The sequence below is a fragment of the Haloechinothrix halophila YIM 93223 genome (genome assembly GCF_000504245.1).
Lineage (GTDB): Bacteria > Actinomycetota > Actinomycetes > Mycobacteriales > Pseudonocardiaceae > Haloechinothrix_A > Haloechinothrix_A halophila.
This window is the reverse complement of sequence record NZ_KI632509.1, coordinates 1,418,017-1,435,066: the sequence shown is the minus strand read 5'-3', so window position 1 is coordinate 1,435,066 and position 17,050 is coordinate 1,418,017. Positions and strand designations below refer to the sequence as shown.

Here is a 17,050-nt window from a genome sequence, read left to right as displayed (position 1 = left end):
GTCACAACGCTTTCGGGGGGACGACTTGCAGGTAGATCGCCGTGATGACGACGTTGATCAGGAACAGCAGCAGGAACGAGATCACGACGGCCTGGTTGACGGCATCGCCGACGCCCTTCGGCCCGCCAGCCGGGTTCAGTCCCCGGTACGCGGCGACGATGCCCGCGACGAAGCCGTATAGCACCGCCTTGAACTCGCTGACCCACAGATCGGGTAGCTGCGCGAGCGCGTTGAAGCTGGCCAGATACGCACCAGGTGTGCCGCCCTGCATGACGACGTTGAAGAAGTAGCCGCCGAGCACGCCGACCACGCTGACCAGTCCGTTCAGCAGCACCGCGACGGTCATGGCGGCCAGCACCCTCGGCACGATCAACCGCTGGATCGGGTTGACGCCGAGGACCCGCATGGCGTCGATCTCCTCGCGGATCTGCCGCGCGCCGATGTCGGCGCACACCGCGCTACCACCGGCGCCTGCCACCAGCAACGCGGTGATCAGCGGACTCGCCTGCTGCACCAGCGCGAGCGCACTCGCCGCACCGGTGAACGACTGCGCGCCGATCTGCTGCGTGAGCGAGCCGAGCTGCAGCGCGATGACCGCGCCGAACGGGATGGCGACCAGCGCGGTCGGCAGGATGGTCACGCTGGCGAAGAACCAGCTCTGCTCGATGTACTCCCGCAGCTGGAACGGCCTGCGCGGGATAGCGCGCAGCACCTGCCACGCGAGCGTGGTCATCCTGCCGACCTGCTCGAACGCCCCGGCGCCAGGCATCGTGACTCGTGCGGAACGCTGAGTCATCGATTACCTCCTGGCACTGGGGCTATCGGCATGGTTACAGCTTCAGGGCGTGGGTCGCGGTGGCGCCGCCGTCGGCGACGAACTCGGATCCGGTGCAGTACGACGCATCATCGCTGGCAAGGAAGAGAACGACCTCGGCGATCTCGCCCGCCTCGCCGAGCCTGCCGAGCGCGAGCTTCTTGCCGATCCAGCTGGTGTCGACGTCTTCTCCGCCGACAGCGTCGTGCACCATCGTCGTGTCGATCATGCCGGGATGTACCGAGTTGACCCGGATGCCGTCCTCGCCGAGTTCGAGCGCGGCGGACTTGGTCATGCCTCGGATCGCGTACTTGCTTGCCGTGTATGAAATCACGTGCGGCAGCCCCGCGATACCCTCAATCGACGAGACGTTCACGATCGCGCCACCTCCTGCCGCTCGCATGGGTGCGACGACCGAGCGTAACCCGAGGAATGTTCCGATCTGGTTGACTCCGATGACCCGTTGGTAGTCATCCAGCGTGGTGTCCTCCAGCTTCGCGAAGTGCAGCACGCCAGCGTTGTTCACCAACACGGTGAGCGTGCCGAACTCGGCGACGGTGCGCTCGACGGCGGCCTGCCAGTCGGTCTCATCGGTGACGTCGAGCCGCTGGTAGCGCGCCGCGTCACCCAACTCGTCCGCGAGCCGCTTACCCTCCGTGTCCAGGATGTCCGCGATGACGACCTTCGCGCCCTCCTCGACGAAACGCCGTGCCGCGGCGGCGCCCTGCCCTCTGGCCGCCCCGGTGATGAGCGCGACCTTGCCAGCCAATCGACCCATGATCTGCGGTCTCCTCACGTGATTTGTCGGTTACAACGATGACGATCGCCGCGGATCACGGCAGTGACATCAGCTCAGTGGCCGCGAAGCCGTCGTTCTCACCGTGCGTGGCGAAGTAGCCACCCACCGACTCAGCCAGTTCCTCGACGCTCCAGCGTTCACCCTGCGTGTCGAAGCGCTGCCGAACGGTCGGCGGCGCGAGTAGCGCCACCATCCCACTGTGGACGACGAAGACCTGGCCGGTGATGTGCTCGGCGGCAGGCGAGGCGAGGAAGGCGACGAACGGGGCGACGTGCTCGACGGAGAGCGGGTCTAGCTTGTCTTCCGGCGCGGGCCCGAACACCTCCTCGGTCATGGCGGTGCGGGCGCGCGGGCAGATCACGTTGGCGCGCACGCCGTAGCGCGACGTCCCGCGCGCGGTGGCGACGGTCAGCGCGGCGATGCCGCCCTTGGCCGCGGCGTAGTTGGGCTGGCCTGCCGCGCCGAACAGAAATGCCTCGGACGCGGTGTTGATGACGCTGCCGTAGACCGGCGCGCCCTCCGCCTTGGACTTGTCCCGCCAGTAGGCGGCCGCGTTACGCGAGAGCAGGAAGTGGCCGCGCAGGTGGACCCGGATGACCTCGTCCCAGTCCTCGTCGCGCATCGAGAACAGCATCCGGTCCCGCAGCAGCCCCGCGTTGTTGACCAGCACGTCCAGCCCGCCGAACCGCTCGACGGCGGTGTTCAGCAGCGCGTCCGCGGTGGCCCGCTCACCGACGTCGCCGGTGACCAGCGCCGCCTTGCCACCCGCGGCCTCGATCTCGTCGACGACCTCGGTGGCGGCATCGCTGATGTCGTTGACGACAACGCTGGCGCCCGCATCGGCCAGCGCCAGCGCCTCGGCCCTGCCGAGCCCGGAGCCCGCGCCGGTCACGACGGCGACCCTGCCCTCAAGACTGCTTCTTTGCACCTTGCTTTCACGCACCTTCGCGAGCTGTGTTCCGTCATAATCCGGGCTATTCACCGCAACGAGCCATCACATCGTGCGCCTACCCGCGGCCACTCGTCGCGAGCCACCCTCCGGGCGGCCCCCGCCGACTGACCTGTGAATAGCCCGCCAGGGATTCCCTCTAGAACGTGTTCCCGGCTACACTAGAACGTGTTCTCGTTTTTCACAAGGAACCGCACCGGAGGGCTAGTCAATGAGGATCAGCTTCACCGAAGGGCAGCAGCGACTGCGCGAGCAGCTCCGTGACTACTTCGCGAAGCTGATGACCCCAGAGCGGAGGGAAGGACTCACGACGGCGGGCGGCGAGTACGGCGACGGCACCGCGTACAAGGAGATCGTCCGCCAGCTCGGCGCGGATGGCTGGCTCGCGATCGGCTGGCCTGAGGAGTACGGCGGCCAGGCCAGGCCGATGCTGGACCAGCTGATCTTCACCGACGAGGCCGCGGTCGCCGGAGTACCGGTGCCGTTCCTGACGATCAACACCATCGGGCCGACCATCATGCGCTACGGCACCGACGAGCAGAAGTCGTTCTACCTGCCGCGCATCGCGCGCGGCGAGCTGCACTTCTCGATCGGCTACTCGGAGCCGGAGGCAGGCACCGACCTGGCATCTCTGCGCACCAAAGCGGTCCGCGACGGCGATCACTACGTCGTGAATGGACAGAAGATGTGGACCAGCCTGATCGAGTACGCCGACTACGTGTGGCTGGCAGCGCGCACCGATCCCGATGCGACGAAGCACAAGGGACTGTCCATTCTGATCGTGCCGACCGACGCCGACGGGTTCTCCTGGACCAAGGTCCACACCGTCGCCGGGCCAGGCACCAGCGCCACGTACTACTCCGACGTCCGGCTGCCGACCTCGGCGCTGGTCGGCGAGGAGCACAAGGGCTGGCCGCTGATCACCAACCAGCTCAACCACGAACGGGTCGCGCTCACCTCAGCCGCGCCGCTGCGGGAGTCGCTGCGACAGGTGCGGGAATGGGCGCAACGCGCCAAGCAGCCGGACGGCTCGCGTGTCATCGACGCCGAGTGGGTGCGCACGCACCTGGCACGGGTGCATGCCAACACCGAATACCTGAAGCTGCGCAACTGGCGCATCGCATGGGCGGCCGACACCGGCGACCTCGCACCAGCCGAAGCGTCGGCGACCAAGGTGTTCGGCACCGAGTTCGCCACCGAGGGCTATCGACTGCTCATGGAAGTGCTCGGCACCGGCGGCGTCGTCCGAGAGGACTCCCCCGGCGCGCTGCTGCACGGCAGGATCGAACGGCTGCACCGCTCGTCGCTGATCCTCACCTTCGGCGGCGGCACCAACGAGGTGCAGCGCGACATCATCGCCGCGACCGCCCTTGGCCAGCCCGTTTCCCGGTAGCCCCTGCTCAGCTAGCCGAACCCAGCACCCGTAAGGACACCGATGGACTTCAGCCTCACCGAAGCGCAACACGACCTCGCCGGTCTCGCCCGGCGCATCCTCACCGACTGGGCCGAACAACACCCCGACCGCGACCTCGGCGGGTTCGACCGCGAGTTGTGGCGGTCGATGGCCAAGGCGGGGTTGCTCGACGCCGCGCTGCCAGCCGAAACCGGCGGCGGCGGGTTCGGCCTGCTTGAGCAGTGCAGCCTGCTGATCGAGATCGGCAGGACGGCGGCACCGGTTCCCTATCTGGCGAGCGTCACGGCCGCGTCGTCACTCGCCCGGTTCGGCACCCCAACGCACGTCGAGCGCTGGATCCTGCCGGTCAGCAGGGGCGAGGCCACCATGGCGGTCGCGCTGGCCGACGAGGGCGCGCCCGCGCCATTCGCCGCGCAGCGCTCCGAGGACGGCTGGTTGGTGTCCGGCACGCACACAGCGGTACTCGACGGCGCGCACGCGGCTGGGTTCCTGTGTGAGGTGGCCGCAGACGACGGCGACGCGCTGGTCGTCGTCCCTGCCGACGCACCAGGGGTCACGGTGTCGGCACAGCGCACCGTGAACGGCGACGACGCCGCACTCGTCGAGTTGCGGGACGTCGCGGTCGCCGCCGAGGACGTCCTCGGCGAGTCTCGCTCGGACGCCGCGGCGTTGACCAGGAAGCACGCCATCGTCGGGCTGTGCGCACTGCAGCTCGGCATCGTGGCGCGGGCGCTGGAGCTGACCGGCGAGTACACCCGCGAGCGGGAACAGTTCGACAAGCCGATCGGGTCGTTCCAGGCGGTGCGGCAGCGGCTGGCGGACGCCTACATCGACGTCGAGGCGGTACGGCTGACGCTGTGGCAGGCGGCGTGGCAGCTCGCCGAGGGCCTGCCCGCCGGTGAGCAGGTCGCGACCGCGAAGTTCTGGGCGGCCGATGCGGGACACCGGGTGGCGCACACCGCGGTGCACCTGCACGGCGGTGTCGGCATCGACACCGACTCGCCGCTGCACCGCTACTTCGCGGCGGCCAAACGCGCCGAGTTCGCGCTCGGCGGCGCGACGTCGCAGCTGCGTACCCTCGGGTCGCTGCTGGCGGCGAAGCAGGCGTAAACCCAGCAAACATCATGGACAGCGCCGCACGGCGGCCCTACGTTCGGATCGAGGTCACAAGCATGACGGAAGCGGATTACGTCGTCGTCGGCGCGGGTAGCGCCGGCTGCGCGGTGGCGAGCAGGCTCGCGGAACACGGCGCCAGTGTGGTGCTCATCGAGGCGGGCGGACCGGACAAGAGCCGGTTCGTCCGGGTGCCCGGCATGATCGCGCCGATGCACAGCGTGCCGCAGCTGAAGAAGCGGTTCGACTGGGGCTTCACCACGGTGCCGCAGAAGCACGCGCTGGAGCGTCAGATCCCCAGCACACGCGGCAAGGTGCTCGGTGGCTCCAGCTCGGTGAACGGGATGCTGTTCGTACGCGGCAACCGGGCGGACTACGACGGCTGGGCCGCCGAGGGCTGCGACGGTTGGAGCTACGACGACGTCCTGCCCAGCTTCAAGCGGATGGAGGACTGGGAGGAGGGCGCAAGCGAGCTGCGTGGCGCGGACGGGCCGATCAAGGTCACCCGGCAACGCGACCTGACCGGCGCGTCGACGGCGTTCATCGATTCGCTGAGCGACACCGTCGGTGTGCCGAAGCTCGACGACTACAACGGCGCCGAACAGGAAGGCGTCAGCATCTTCCAGGAAAGCGCGGCGGACGGGCTGCGCTACAGCTCGTCCCGCGGCTACCTCAACGGCAACCCGAACCTGCGGGTGCTCACCAAGGCGCAGGTGTTGCGGCTGACGTTCAACGGCGACCGGGTGACCGGCGTGGAGATCGCCGAGAAGTCGGGCCGTCGCCGGGTGATCAACGCCGCGCAGGAAGTGGTGCTTGCGGCCGGGGTGTTCGGCTCGCCGCACCTGCTGCTGCACTCCGGCATCGGCCCGGCAGGGCAGCTGCGCGACCTCGGCATCACGGTGCGCGCCGACCTGCCGGTTGGCAAGAACCTGCACGACCACCTGTTCGTGCCGATGACGTTCCTGATGCCGTCCGCGGTGCATCGGGGCACAGCGCTGCATTTCGCGTCCGGCGTGCTCAGCGAGATGGTGCGGGGCGACTCGTGGTTCGGCCGCACCGTGTTCGAGGCGGTCGGGTTCGTGCGGTCCTCCCGCGCGACCGATCGTCCTGACCTGCAGTTCCATACGCTGCCGTGGTCGTATCCGACGCCGAACCAGGACGCGCCCGTCATCCACCGGCCGGACAAGCGGCCCGCGCTGACGGTGCTGCCGACGTTGATCTACCCGCAGAGCAGGGGCGAGGTGCGGCTGGCGTCGCCAGACCCGACGGTCGCCCCGCTGATCGACCCGGCCTACCTGGCCGAACCAGCCGACGCCGACCTGCTCATCGAGGGCATCCAACTCACCCGCGAGATCATGGCGAACAAACTCATCGCGGGCGAGGTACACGGCGAGTTCAGCCCCGGCGACGCTTTCCGAGACGAGACGGCGCTGCGCAGAGAGCTGCCGAACCGGGTCCACAGCGTCTACCACCCGGTAGGCACCTGCCGGATGGGCACCGACGAACGCGCCGTCGTCGACCCGCAGCTCCGGGTACGTGGCATCGAGGGGCTGCGCGTCGCGGACGCCTCGATCATGCCCACCGTGACCGGTGGCAACACAAACGCGCCCGCGATGATGATCGGGGAACGCTGCGCGGAGTTGATGACCTCGTCCGCGCTTTCGCGGTGATCATAGATGCGTGGTTAACGGCGTTCGGGACACTGGAGGTGACGGGCTCAGCACCCGTACGGCGCGCACGCGCCAGACGCGTGCCGATCAGCTCGCCATCGCTGTCAGCGTCAGGCAGCGGGCGGAAGCCTGCGGCGTGCAGGCGTCGTCCCAGCTCCTGGGCGGCGTGCTCGGGCAGCTTCGCACTCACGGCTGGCGGCTCCTCGCGGGCACGCGGGAACAGGTGATCAATGGCTGTGATGGTCAGAACTTCAGTTCCGTGATCGTGTTGAGGTCGATGCCGTAGTGGGCGTAGATCTTGATGGTGTTCTCGCCGGTGAGGTCTGCTTCGGTGTAGCCGAGCAGGGCGGCGACGCGCACGACTTCGTCTTTCGAGCCTGCTTCGATTTCCACGTACGGCGGGATCTGCGGCCAGGTGTCGATCTCGACTTGTGCTCCGTCGAGGATGAAGCTGGTGCGTTTGGTCTCCTGGTAGGACTTCGGGGTGAAGCCGAGCATCCCGAGCAGGGCGTTGGTGGCGGTGAAGTCATCAACGCCGACCTCAATTTCGTGGGTGCCGTCGATGGCGTCGCTGGTGATCTCCTTGACGGTCAACGTGGTCTCGCCGTCGGTGTCGCGGAGTCTGATCCACTTGGACTCGTCGCCGGGGATGATGTCGTAGACGTAGCGGCGCATGAACTTTTCGCGGAGCTTCTGCCCGCCTTTGTCGACGATCAGTTTCTCGGTGGCCTCCGGGTCGATGTCGAGGATCTTGGCTTCGTGCTCGATGGGCACCGCGGACACTCCTTCTCGTTTCGCACAGTGATCGTGACGGCAGGCTATCCGGCTCGCCGGGCAGCGAGCCGGTGGTACTCGGACTCGCGCAGATCCAGGATCTCGCCGCGGAGTGGACTCGTAAGGAACTCATCGAGAGGCAGGCACTGGTCCATGCGTTGAATGCAGACGCCGACGTGGTAGCGGCCGGTGCCTGCGCGACGCGGGCGAGCCCGAGCAGGGCACCCGCCTGATCAAGCAGGCGTTGGACAGCTACGAGCCGTGGCGGGTGCGTAGCCGGTGTTTCGTCCAGACCGACCTCGCCACCGCGCATCTGGTCGGCGGGGACCTAGAACAAGCCGCCTCGCTGGGTCGTGACGCCGTGCGCACGGCAGGCCAAGTCAGTTCCACTCGTGTACTCGATCGGCTCCGCACGCTGCAACGACAGGTCCGGCCGCTGCGCAGCAGCTCGCCGGACGTGCGCGAGCTGGACGAACGCATCACAGACCTCACCCGCACCAGCAGCCGCCGAGACGAGGACACCGCCACCTGATGACCAACGAGATCGACTTCGACGGCGCCCGCATCTACGCCATCCCCATGCGCGCCCGATTCCGGGGCATCACCGTGCGCGAGGGAATGCTGATCGAAGGCCCCACTGGGTGGGGCGAGTTCTGCCCGTTCGCCGACTACGACGACACCGTGTCCGCCTCGTGGCTGGCCACCACGATCGAACAGTGCACCATCGGTTGGCCGGAGCCCGTACGCAACCGCATCCCGATCAACTGCACCGTGCCCGCCGTCGGCCCCGAACGTGCCCACGAGATCGCCGCCAACTCTGGATGCCGCACCGCCAAGGTCAAAGTCGCTGACCATCCCGAATCTCTAGCCGAAGACCTCGCCCGCGTCGAAGCCGTCCGGGATGCCCTCGGCTCGAACGGGGCGATCCGGGTGGACGCCAATGGAGTTTGGGATGTCGATACCGCCGTGTCCCATATCCGCCAGCTCGACAAGGCAGCGGGTGGTCTGGAGTACGTCGAGCAGCCCTGCCACACCATCGAAGAACTCGCCACCGTCCGGCGGCAAGTCGAGGTGCGGATTGCCGCCGACGAATCCATCCGCCGCGCCGAGGACCCGCTGCGGGTAGCCGTCGCGGGCGCGGCTGACGTCGCCGTGATCAAGTGCACCCCACTCGGCGGCGTGCGCCGCTCCCTAGAGGTCGCCGAAGCGGCCGGACTGCCCTGCGTAGTCTCCTCCGCGCTGGAAACCAGCGTCGGCCTCGCCGCACAGGTCGCCCTCGCCGCTACCCTGCCCAAGCTGGATTTCGCCTGCGGACTCGGCACGCTCTCATTGCTGGACAGCGACATCGTGTCCGAACCCGGCTCCCTGCGAGCGGTGGACGGCTACCTACCCGTGCCGCGCACACCACCGGCCCCAAACCCGAACCTGCTCAACACCTACGAACTCACCGACCCCAACCAAGCCGCATGGTGGCGCGACCGGCTCGCCCGCGTCCGCGCCGCGTACGAGAGCGAGCTATCCCGCTAGTACGCGCAAGCACGAACGTGGCGCGGACCGCATCGTCGATATCGCGGATCACGTCATTGACAACACGGGTTCGTTGGCCGCGTTGAAGCTCGCTGTTCACAGGCTGGTGTCCATAGTGGACGTGCGGCGGATCTCACTCGATGTCAGTGATCCCGACACGCAAGTCGAATGGTTGCGGCAGGCCAGGGATCACGTCGTTGACGATCAGTCACGCGCGACGGTCGCTCGTCGCATCGCGAAGTGCTGGAGACCGGGCCGATGTCGATGGCCCAGCTGGTCAACCGACGGTAGCCGCTTCGGCTAGCAGCGCTTCGCGGTTGGCCAGGATGAACTCCTTCAACGCGGTCGGCTTCAAGTCGATCGAGGTCAGCTCGTTGCTGTGCAGGTCGATCCTGTCCAGGACATAGCCGCCTCGGGACGGATCGCTGAACTCCGGACCGCTACGGGCGGACTCATCGAGCGTGACCAGCCGCGCGACGAAAAAGTGCTGCACCGCGACCCCGGCATCCGACGGTGAACTAAACAGGAACACCTGTGAAGCCCCGGCCGCCTCGGCGCCCAACTCCTCGCTCAGCTCGCGGTACAGGGCCGCCTCGATCGAGCTATCGCTATCCTCCACACCGCCGCCCGGCGCCGTCCAGTACGGCTCTTGGCCTGGCTTCGTGCGCTTGATCAGCACCAATCGGCCCCGGTCATCGATCAAGATCGCCCGTGCGGCGCGCCGTCCCACCGTCACCGTCAACTGCTCCGTCACGTTACCTAGCTTACGGCCCGACACTTCGGCCCCACCCCGCTCACCAGCAGGTGAGGTCGTCACCGTCAGGAGCGGTCCACTTGCCGCTCGCGATCCGCATGTAGTAGGTGCACGGGACATCGCTGACACCGCTGGCGTCGTAGTTCAGCGGCACCGTCAGCCCGCCGATGCGCTCGTCACGCAGCTTCCGCAGCTGCGTGACGATGCTCGACCTGCTGATCTCGGAACCGGCAGAACTGGCGGCTTTCTCGAACAACTTCGCCGACGCCCACGCTTGCGCGGCGGCGGGACCGGGGGCGTTGCCGTCGCCGAAGCGCTTCCACGCGGCGGCGAACTCCTTGAACGCCGGGTTGCTCAACCCCGCGAACGGGAACACCGGCATGCCGACCAGCCCGTTCTCGAACGACGGGTTGCTCGCGAACTGCGGCCGCATCGTGCTCGAAATCTGCAGGTACTGCGGGTTGAAGTTCTGCCTGCGACAGGACGACGTGACGCGTTCGACCGTGTTCGGGTCGGCGATCACCATGAACAGCTCGACGCCCGCGTTCCGCGCCTGGATGCACTCCGCGGTGAAATCGGCCTGGAACACCGAGATCCGTGCCCGGTAGACCGGGTCGAGCCCGGCGCGCTTGGCGCCGCCCTTGTCGAATAGCTGCTCCTCGACGTAGGTGCACGACTGCGTCTCGCTACAGAACAAGCCGCCGAACTTCGTGCCGTCGCCGTGCTTCGCGCCGACGAGCGCCGTGCCATAGATCTGGTTGGCCGATGACGGGCACTGCCGGAACAACATCGGCGCCTTGACCCATTCCGGGCCACACGTACCGCCGACGACGGGAAACTTCTTCTCGTGGACGTAGCCCTTCCAGGAGTTCAACGTCTCCACGACGGTCATCGCCGCGACGGCAGCGACCGCGTTGTGCTCCTCGACCAGCTCCTTCATCAGGCTGCGCGCCTTGGCCGCGTCGCCGCCATCGTCCATCACGATGACCTTGACCGGGCGGCCGTCGATGCCGCCGTTCGCGTTCACGTGCGCGCCCCACGCCTGCAACCCCCGCGCGCCCTGCGCCAGCGCCGCGCCGCCTGGCCCGGAGTACGCACCGACGGTGCCGACGACGATGGGCTCGCCGTTCGTGGCACCACCCCGGTCACCGCCGGAATCACCCTTGGCTCCGCCCGCGTCGCCCGAGGTTCCGCCGCGCTCGCCCGATGGGCCATCGCCCCGCGCGGCGTCCGCCGACTCGCCCTCGGCCGGGCCGTTCCCCGGCCCCTCCGTGGCCCCGGGAACGTCGCCGACCGCGCCCGGCTCGCCGGGTGCGACGTCCGATGCCGCTGGCCCAGCGCCGGTGTCCGCCGCGCGCACGATGCTGTCGTGGTCGACGCGCGTCCCGCAGGCGGCGATGACGAGTGCGGTCACCGCGAACAACGCCACCAGGACGCGGCTGCGTGTCCAGATACTCACGGTGTGCCTCCTCCACGGTCTGCGTGTCCGGGGGTTCACGGGCGCGGGCGACAACCGAGCCGACTGGGTGCGGTGGTCAGGCATGGGTGCCTCCCATGTAGCGAGCCATCAGCCGTTCCGCATCGAGCTCGCCGGGTTCCCCCGCGAACTCGATGCGCCCCCGCGCGAGCAGATAGACGTAGTCGGCGAGCTCAAGCGCCCTGGTGACGTACTGCTCGACCAGCAGCAACGCGCAACCCTGCGCGGCGAGCGTCGCCAGCGACTCGAAGATCTCGTCGACCACGACCGGCGCCAGCCCCATCGACACCTCGTCCAGCAGCACGTAGGCCGGATCGGTGACGTAGGCACGGCTCAGCGACAACATCTGCTGCTGCCCGCCGGACAGCGAACCGGCGAGCTGGCCGAGCTTCTCGCCGAGGATCGGGAACGCCGACACCGCCCGCTCGACGGCGTCGTCGGCGTCGCCGTCACCTGCCTGGATGATCAGATTGTCCCGCACGGTCAGCGTCGGGAAAATGCCTCGGCCCTCCGGCACGTGGCACACGCCCCGGTTCGCGAGCACGTGCGGCGCCCTGCCGGTCACGTCGGCGCCGTCCAGCGACATCCACCCCGCCGACGGCTTCAGCAGCCCGGACGCCACCCGTAGCAGTGTGGTCTTGCCAGCGCCGTTCGCCCCAAGCAACGCGACGACCGAGCGCGGCGGCACCCACAGCGAGACGTCTCTGAGCACCGCCGCCTCGCCGTAGCCAGCGGAAACACCAGTCAACTCAAGCATCGGCGCCCTCCGATTCGGACCTGCAAGCAGTCCTCATGCCGCCTCCGATCCCAGGTACGCCGCGCGCACGGCGTCGCTGCCGCGCACCTCGTCCGGTGTGCCCTCGAAGATCAGCTCGCCGAAGTCGAGCACGTAGAGGTAGTCGCAGATCGCCATCACCAGCGCCATGTCGTGCTCGACGAGGAGCACGCCACAACCCCGCTCGGCGACCACCCGGCTGACCAACTGTCCGAATCGGACCGTCTCCGCGGTGTCCAATCCGGATGACGGCTCGTCGAGCAACAGCATCGAGAACCCGCCTGCCAGCACCCGGCCGAGATCAACCCGGCGCCGTTGCCCCGTCGACAGCGCGCCAGCGGGCTCCCGGCGCAGCTCGCCGAGCTCGCACAGCTCGAGCGCCTCCTCGGTGGCCGCGCGCACCGCCTTGCGGTCGGCCCGCGAGCTGACCAGCTGCTTGATCGGATGCCCGCGCGCGAGTCGCGCCTCGAGGCCGAGCGCGATGTTCTGCTCAACGGTCAGCGAGTCGAACAGGTCCATGCGCTGGAAGGTGCGGCCGAGCCCGCGCCGAGCCCGCGCGGCGGCTGACGCGCCGGTGACGTCTTGGTCGAACAGGCTCACCGTGCCCGCGGACGGGCGCAGCAGCCCGGAGCACGCGTTGAACGTCGTGGTCTTGCCAGCACCGTTCGGCCCGATCAGCCCGGTCACCCTGCCCTGCGGGGCATCCAGCGTCACGCTGTTGACCGCGGTCAGCCCGCCGAACCTGATCGTCAGCCCGTCAACCCGCAACCCAGTTCTCATCGCGACGCTCCGATCCGTAGCCGCGCGCCATCGGGCGCACCGGAACCGTTCCGAGCGGTGTTCGCCGCCGTGACCTCCGCGAGCCGTTCCGCCGCCGCGCTACCGCCGCCGATCCGCTCATCCGCCCGCGAACCGATGTCACGCGCATCGGCATCCTGAGCATCACCCGACCGCCGCGCACCGGCCTGGTGCAGTGCTACCAGCAGCGCGCCGAGTCCGAAGAACACCGGCATCCAGTCGACCATCGCCTCGCCACCGCCGTAGGCGGGCGCGACCGCGACGAACAACGCGGCGAGCACCGGCGCGGCCGAGCGTGCCATCGCGAACAGCACCAGCACCGCGAGCCAGACCAGCGAGTTGTACGCCGAAAACGGCGTGCCGGTCGCCGACAGGCTCTGCGAGGCGTAGAGCGAGCCCGCCACCCCAGCCAGAAAAGCCGAGATCGCGAACACCGTGACCCTGGTGACGTTCACGCCGAGTCCGAGGGTGGTCAGCGTGGTCGGCGAGTCCGCCATCGCGCGCAGCAGTCTGCCGAGCCTGCTGCGGTTGACCACGGCGACCACCAGCCCACCCGCGACGGCGAAGCCGAGCAGCACGTAGTAGAACACCGTGTCGGAGGCGAATCCTGCTGGCCTGGTCGCCTCGAGCGTGCTGGTCGTGCCGAACATGAAATCGGTGCGGTAGGCCACCCGCTCCAGCAGCAGCCCGAACCCGAACGTGCCGAGCGCGAGGAACAACCCGGACAGCCGGATCGCGGGGACCGCCACCAACATGCCGACCGGCACCGCGATCACTCCGGCGAGCAACACCGCGACCAGCCACGGCAGCCCCGCGCCGACAGCAAGATGCGAGAACGACGCCGCCCCGACGGCGACCAGCCCGGCGTGCGCCAACGACGCCTGCCCCGAGGTGTGCACCAGCAGGTGCAGCGAGGCGAAGATCAGCACGAACACCAGCGCGTTCGAGTACACTGGCACCTTCGCGCCGACAACCAGCGGTATCGCCAGCGCGACAACCAGCGTGACCAGCACGACGACCTTGGTGGCGCCAGGGGTGAGCAGCGGCGACGACACCGGAGCCCGTAGCTGGGCGCCGACCTCGACCAGGCGTCGTTTGCCCGCCACGAGCAACACCACGAACAGCACGAGGAACGGGATCGCCGGTGGCAGCCCCGCCAGCGTCTCCGATCCGACGACGAACTTCGTCGCCAGCGCGGTGAGCAGCCCGATCAGCAGCCCGCCGGCGTAGGTGGCAGGCAGGTTGCGGAACAGCCCCACCGCGGCCGCGCCGTAGGCCTGCACCACCAGCAGGGTCAGCAGCAGTGCGTCCAGCCCGATCTGCGGTGCGAGCAGCAGCCCGGAGATCGCGGCGAACCAGGTGCCGATCAGCCACGCCGAGCGGCGCACCGCCACCGGCCCGGTCCCGGACAGCGACAACAAGTCAGGGTCGTCGACGACGGCGCGCATCCGCACTCCGAGCCGGGAGCGCCGGAAGAACAGGTAGAACGCCAGCGCGCCGGTCGCGGCGATGCCGGTGGAGACGAGCTGGTCGATGCCGACCTCGATGCCGAGCAGCGAGACGGTCTCGACCGGGAGGAACGCGGGAAACGGCAAGCCCTCGCTGCCATAGTGCGCCAGCAGCGCGCTGGTGATGGCCAGTTGCAGCCCCACCGTCGCGACGATCTTCATGGTCGCGGTCGCGTCGGCGAGCCGAGTGGCGATGCGTTCCATCACCAGCGCAAGCAGCGGTGGCAACACCACGACGACCAGCAGCAGCGCCACCGGCCACGGCAGGCCGCGCAGTACGTTCAGGTCGTAGAAGGCATAGGCGGCCAGCGCGGCGATGGAGCCGTGCGCGAAGTTGAAGATGCCGGACGTCTTATACGTCAGCACGAGGCCCATCGCCGCCAGCCCGTACACCGAACCGGTCGTGATGCCGATGATGACGAAGGGCAGCAGCTCGTTCATGGCTGACACACCGCGCAGGGTTCACCGTCACCGAACGCGGCAGGCGTGACGTCCTTGCCTGCCACCAGCGGGCAGCCGGGGTCGTGCACCTTGCGCATGCCCTCGGCGCGCACCAGCGGCAGCGACGCGGTGTCGTGCCGCGGCATCGGCTGGGGTGCTGGTTCCGCCGCGGCTGGCGGATCGAGCGAGATCAAACCGACCCTGCGCTGCCCGATCGCGCGGCGCAGCCGCAGCAGCCACAGGCTCAGCCCGATGCCGGACACCACCAGACCGCCGACGGCGAGGGTTGCCCAGGCGGCCTGCTGAGTCAGCGACGCGGCACCCGCCGCGCCGAACCAGGCCGCCACGATCATGACCACGCCAATGAGCGCGGTGAGGAACACCGAGATGAGGTCGGCGTCGCGCCATGGTCCCGTCTGCCGTAGCCGCCACGGCTGCCAGGTCTGGGGACTGCCCGTCATACCCGGTCTCCCGCCGACACCGAGCTGGGCTCCCTGCCGCCGTTCTGCCGGTCGAGCCGCGCGGTGGGCGCATCGGCATCCGCCGCGTCCGTGTCGGACACCGTGTCCGGTACGGCGCCGGACGAGACATCGACCGGCCGATACGACTCGACAGCGTGCTGGCCGTCTTCCCAGGGTGTCTCGCGGATCGCCCGCTCGATCCTGTCCAGCTTGCGCCACTCGTCGCGTAGGTCGGCTGACAGCCACAGCGTCGCGGACAGCCCGAGCAGGAAGAGGGCACCGATGCCGCCGCTGATCAGGTACGGCAGCTGCTCGGCCGGATAGGGCGTGCCGCTGACGCCGTACCAGCCGAGAGTCAGCACCAGTAGCCCGGCGAGCAGAGTGACGGTGGCGAGCAGCCGATCGGCTTGGCTGCGAGCCCTGGTCATGAGGTCCATCGTGTCTTCACTCCCAACAGCCGCAGCATCGTCGCGCTGACGAGCATGGCCAGCGCGCCGAGCACGATCGCCAGGTACAGCGCGCCGATGCCCATCGGAATCGGGTTGCCCGCCTGGCGCACCGCTTGGGTCGCTGGCGGTTCGACGTCCGGCGCCGCAGCGGGTTCCGGCGTCTGTTCGGGTTCTGGTGCGGAGACGTCCGCCGGGCTCGGCCCAGCAGGGGGATCGGCTGCCTGCGCCCCGCCCTGCGCCGGTGGCACGGGGTCGACCGTCGGCGGCGGCAGGGTGTCCCGCCCGCCGCCGGAGAATGAGTCGTCCCTGACCGGCGCGACGCCCGCGAAAGCCCGCCCGACGATGTAGGTGACGGTGTAGGTCGCCCCGGAGCCGGGGTCGCTGTGCTTGGCGATGATCTGGATGCCCGCGGACAGCACGCCATCCTCGGTCTTCTCCGCCGCGAGGTACTCGACGTCGATTCCGGCTTGTTCCAGCGCGTCCGCCGGGCGTTGCTCCGGCAGGCCAATGGCCTGATCCGCCGCCTTGAGGCCCTTGGGTGTGATGACGACCTCGGTGCCCGCGACCGTGGTCTTGCCGATTCGCAGGTCCGAGTCGCGCCGGATGGTGCCGTCGCCGCTGAGTTTCGCGGTGGCGGTGCTGTGAACGTGGCCGAGTGTGAGCACGCCGTTGATCGTCAGCGGCTGGGTGTCGCTGCTCGCGGTGGCCGCGGCCGAGCGCGCGTCGGGGTCGACGGTGGCCTCGGCGACGGACAGCGTGTCGCCGGAGCCCCCTGAGCCACCAGAGCCATCAGCGCCCTCTGGCGCGCCGCCGGAGTGTGCCCGTGCGGTGCTCGACGTTTCGTCACTGCTGGCCCGGAGGTCGTACCCGGGACCATTGGCCTCGCCGGATCCGCGCGCCGGGTGTCGCGATGCGGCGTACGCCGGATAGCCGGGCACGTCCTGGCCGAGCCGTTGACCGAGCAGCCCCGGTCCGGCGAGGACCGTCTCACCCGGATACGGGCTGCTGGCGAACGCCCGCGAGTCCCGCACCGCGTAGTCCACACAGGCCTGCGCGACCGGGACCCCAGCGCCGGTCGGCGCGGACAGCAGCAGGTTGTCGCTCGCGCTCACCGTGACCTGGATACCGACCGCCGTGCCGACAACCGGGCAACCGCCGCCGGGGTCCGGCGATGCGGCCGCGCCGGGCGGCAGGACGGTCAGCAGCAGGCCGGCCGACGCGGCGGCGGTCGCTAGCCTGCGAACCAGCCGACCACGCGCATACCGATAACGTGTTCCCCTGCGTCTCGTTGTCGCCCGAACCACCGCGACACCTCCTCGTCGGCAGC

General features: G+C 69.0%; 17 protein-coding genes. 5 read left to right on the top strand and 12 right to left on the bottom strand.

Features of this window, described 5'->3' with window-relative positions:
* Window position 1 precedes the first annotated feature (1 nt).
* The 3 genes from AMYHA_RS06700 to AMYHA_RS06690 are packed head-to-tail and all read right to left on the bottom strand — an operon-like array spanning window position 2 to window position 2,541.
* The gene (locus tag AMYHA_RS06700) at window positions 2-796 is read right to left on the bottom strand and encodes an MlaE family ABC transporter permease (RefSeq protein ID WP_034269084.1); all 795 of its coding nucleotides are present in this window, start codon (window positions 794-796) and stop codon (window positions 2-4) included.
* Window positions 797-830: 34 nt separating this feature from the next.
* Window positions 831-1,592 carry a glucose 1-dehydrogenase gene (locus AMYHA_RS06695; RefSeq protein WP_034269081.1) on the bottom strand — a complete coding sequence of 254 codons (762 nt, stop codon included), beginning with the start codon at window positions 1,590-1,592 and terminating at the stop codon, window positions 831-833.
* Window positions 1,593-1,647: 55 nt separating this feature from the next.
* Window positions 1,648-2,541, bottom strand: coding sequence for a 3-oxoacyl-ACP reductase (locus AMYHA_RS06690; protein WP_034276148.1), 894 nt, complete (start codon window positions 2,539-2,541; stop codon window positions 1,648-1,650).
* A gap of 232 nt (window positions 2,542-2,773) precedes the next feature.
* Here AMYHA_RS06690 and AMYHA_RS06685 point away from each other — a divergent pair, with 232 nt between their 5' ends.
* The 3 genes from AMYHA_RS06685 to AMYHA_RS06675 all read left to right on the top strand — a co-directional run bounded on the left by AMYHA_RS06685 (window position 2,774) and on the right by AMYHA_RS06675 (window position 6,759).
* On the top strand, window positions 2,774-3,955 hold the full coding sequence (locus AMYHA_RS06685) for an acyl-CoA dehydrogenase family protein (RefSeq protein ID WP_034269078.1): 1,182 nt from the start codon (window positions 2,774-2,776) through the stop codon (window positions 3,953-3,955).
* 42 nt (window positions 3,956-3,997) lie between these two features.
* A complete protein-coding gene (locus tag AMYHA_RS06680; protein ID WP_034269075.1) occupies window positions 3,998-5,086 on the top strand; it encodes an acyl-CoA dehydrogenase family protein in 1,089 nt (362 codons plus the stop codon).
* A 62-nt stretch (window positions 5,087-5,148) separates the two neighbouring features.
* Window positions 5,149-6,759 carry a GMC family oxidoreductase gene (locus AMYHA_RS06675; RefSeq protein ID WP_034276145.1) on the top strand — a complete coding sequence of 537 codons (1,611 nt, stop codon included), beginning with the start codon at window positions 5,149-5,151 and terminating at the stop codon, window positions 6,757-6,759.
* A 243-nt stretch (window positions 6,760-7,002) separates the two neighbouring features.
* Here the strand turns inward: AMYHA_RS06675 and AMYHA_RS06670 are convergent, their stop codons facing one another.
* The gene (locus AMYHA_RS06670) at window positions 7,003-7,533 is read right to left on the bottom strand and encodes a class IV adenylate cyclase (protein WP_034276143.1); all 531 of its coding nucleotides are present in this window, start codon (window positions 7,531-7,533) and stop codon (window positions 7,003-7,005) included.
* 244 nt (window positions 7,534-7,777) lie between these two features.
* Here AMYHA_RS06670 and AMYHA_RS06665 point away from each other — a divergent pair, with 244 nt between their 5' ends.
* Both AMYHA_RS06665 and AMYHA_RS06660 read left to right on the top strand, forming a co-directional pair.
* Window positions 7,778-8,065 carry a hypothetical protein gene (locus AMYHA_RS06665; protein WP_034269072.1) on the top strand — a complete coding sequence of 96 codons (288 nt, stop codon included), beginning with the start codon at window positions 7,778-7,780 and terminating at the stop codon, window positions 8,063-8,065.
* On the top strand, window positions 8,065-9,060 hold the full coding sequence (locus AMYHA_RS06660) for an o-succinylbenzoate synthase (protein ID WP_034269069.1): 996 nt from the start codon (window positions 8,065-8,067) through the stop codon (window positions 9,058-9,060). Before AMYHA_RS06665 ends, AMYHA_RS06660 begins: the two co-directional genes overlap by 1 nt.
* Before the next feature lie 277 nt (window positions 9,061-9,337).
* Here AMYHA_RS06660 and AMYHA_RS06655 read toward each other — a convergent pair whose 3' ends face one another.
* The 8 genes from AMYHA_RS06655 to AMYHA_RS06620 all read right to left on the bottom strand — a co-directional run bounded on the left by AMYHA_RS06655 (window position 9,338) and on the right by AMYHA_RS06620 (window position 17,027).
* Complete coding sequence (locus AMYHA_RS06655; RefSeq protein ID WP_051400345.1) at window positions 9,338-9,814, bottom strand: NUDIX hydrolase; 477 nt, start codon at window positions 9,812-9,814, stop codon at window positions 9,338-9,340.
* A 40-nt stretch (window positions 9,815-9,854) separates the two neighbouring features.
* Entirely contained in the window at window positions 9,855-11,273 is a 1,419-nt protein-coding gene (locus tag AMYHA_RS06650; RefSeq protein ID WP_034269066.1) for an ABC transporter substrate-binding protein, read from the bottom strand.
* Window positions 11,274-11,349: 76 nt separating this feature from the next.
* Entirely contained in the window at window positions 11,350-12,048 is a 699-nt protein-coding gene (locus AMYHA_RS06645) for an ABC transporter ATP-binding protein (protein ID WP_034269062.1), read from the bottom strand.
* Between the two features lie 33 nt (window positions 12,049-12,081).
* Window positions 12,082-12,846, bottom strand: a complete 765-nt coding sequence (locus AMYHA_RS06640) for an ABC transporter ATP-binding protein (RefSeq protein WP_084036889.1) — start codon at window positions 12,844-12,846, stop codon at window positions 12,082-12,084.
* Window positions 12,843-14,813 carry a branched-chain amino acid ABC transporter permease gene (locus AMYHA_RS06635; RefSeq protein ID WP_051399606.1) on the bottom strand — a complete coding sequence of 657 codons (1,971 nt, stop codon included), beginning with the start codon at window positions 14,811-14,813 and terminating at the stop codon, window positions 12,843-12,845. Before AMYHA_RS06635 ends, AMYHA_RS06640 begins: the two co-directional genes overlap by 4 nt.
* A complete protein-coding gene (locus tag AMYHA_RS06630) occupies window positions 14,810-15,274 on the bottom strand; it encodes a hypothetical protein (RefSeq protein ID WP_034269056.1) in 465 nt (154 codons plus the stop codon). Before AMYHA_RS06630 ends, AMYHA_RS06635 begins: the two co-directional genes overlap by 4 nt.
* Window positions 15,271-15,702, bottom strand: a complete 432-nt coding sequence (locus AMYHA_RS27505; RefSeq protein ID WP_196776848.1) for a hypothetical protein — start codon at window positions 15,700-15,702, stop codon at window positions 15,271-15,273. Before AMYHA_RS27505 ends, AMYHA_RS06630 begins: the two co-directional genes overlap by 4 nt.
* Window positions 15,699-17,027: a hypothetical protein gene (locus tag AMYHA_RS06620; RefSeq protein ID WP_034269050.1), complete on the bottom strand. Its 1,329-nt coding sequence runs from the start codon at window positions 17,025-17,027 to the stop codon at window positions 15,699-15,701. The genes AMYHA_RS27505 and AMYHA_RS06620 overlap by 4 nt, the downstream gene beginning before the upstream one ends.
* Window positions 17,028-17,050 lie beyond the last annotated feature (23 nt).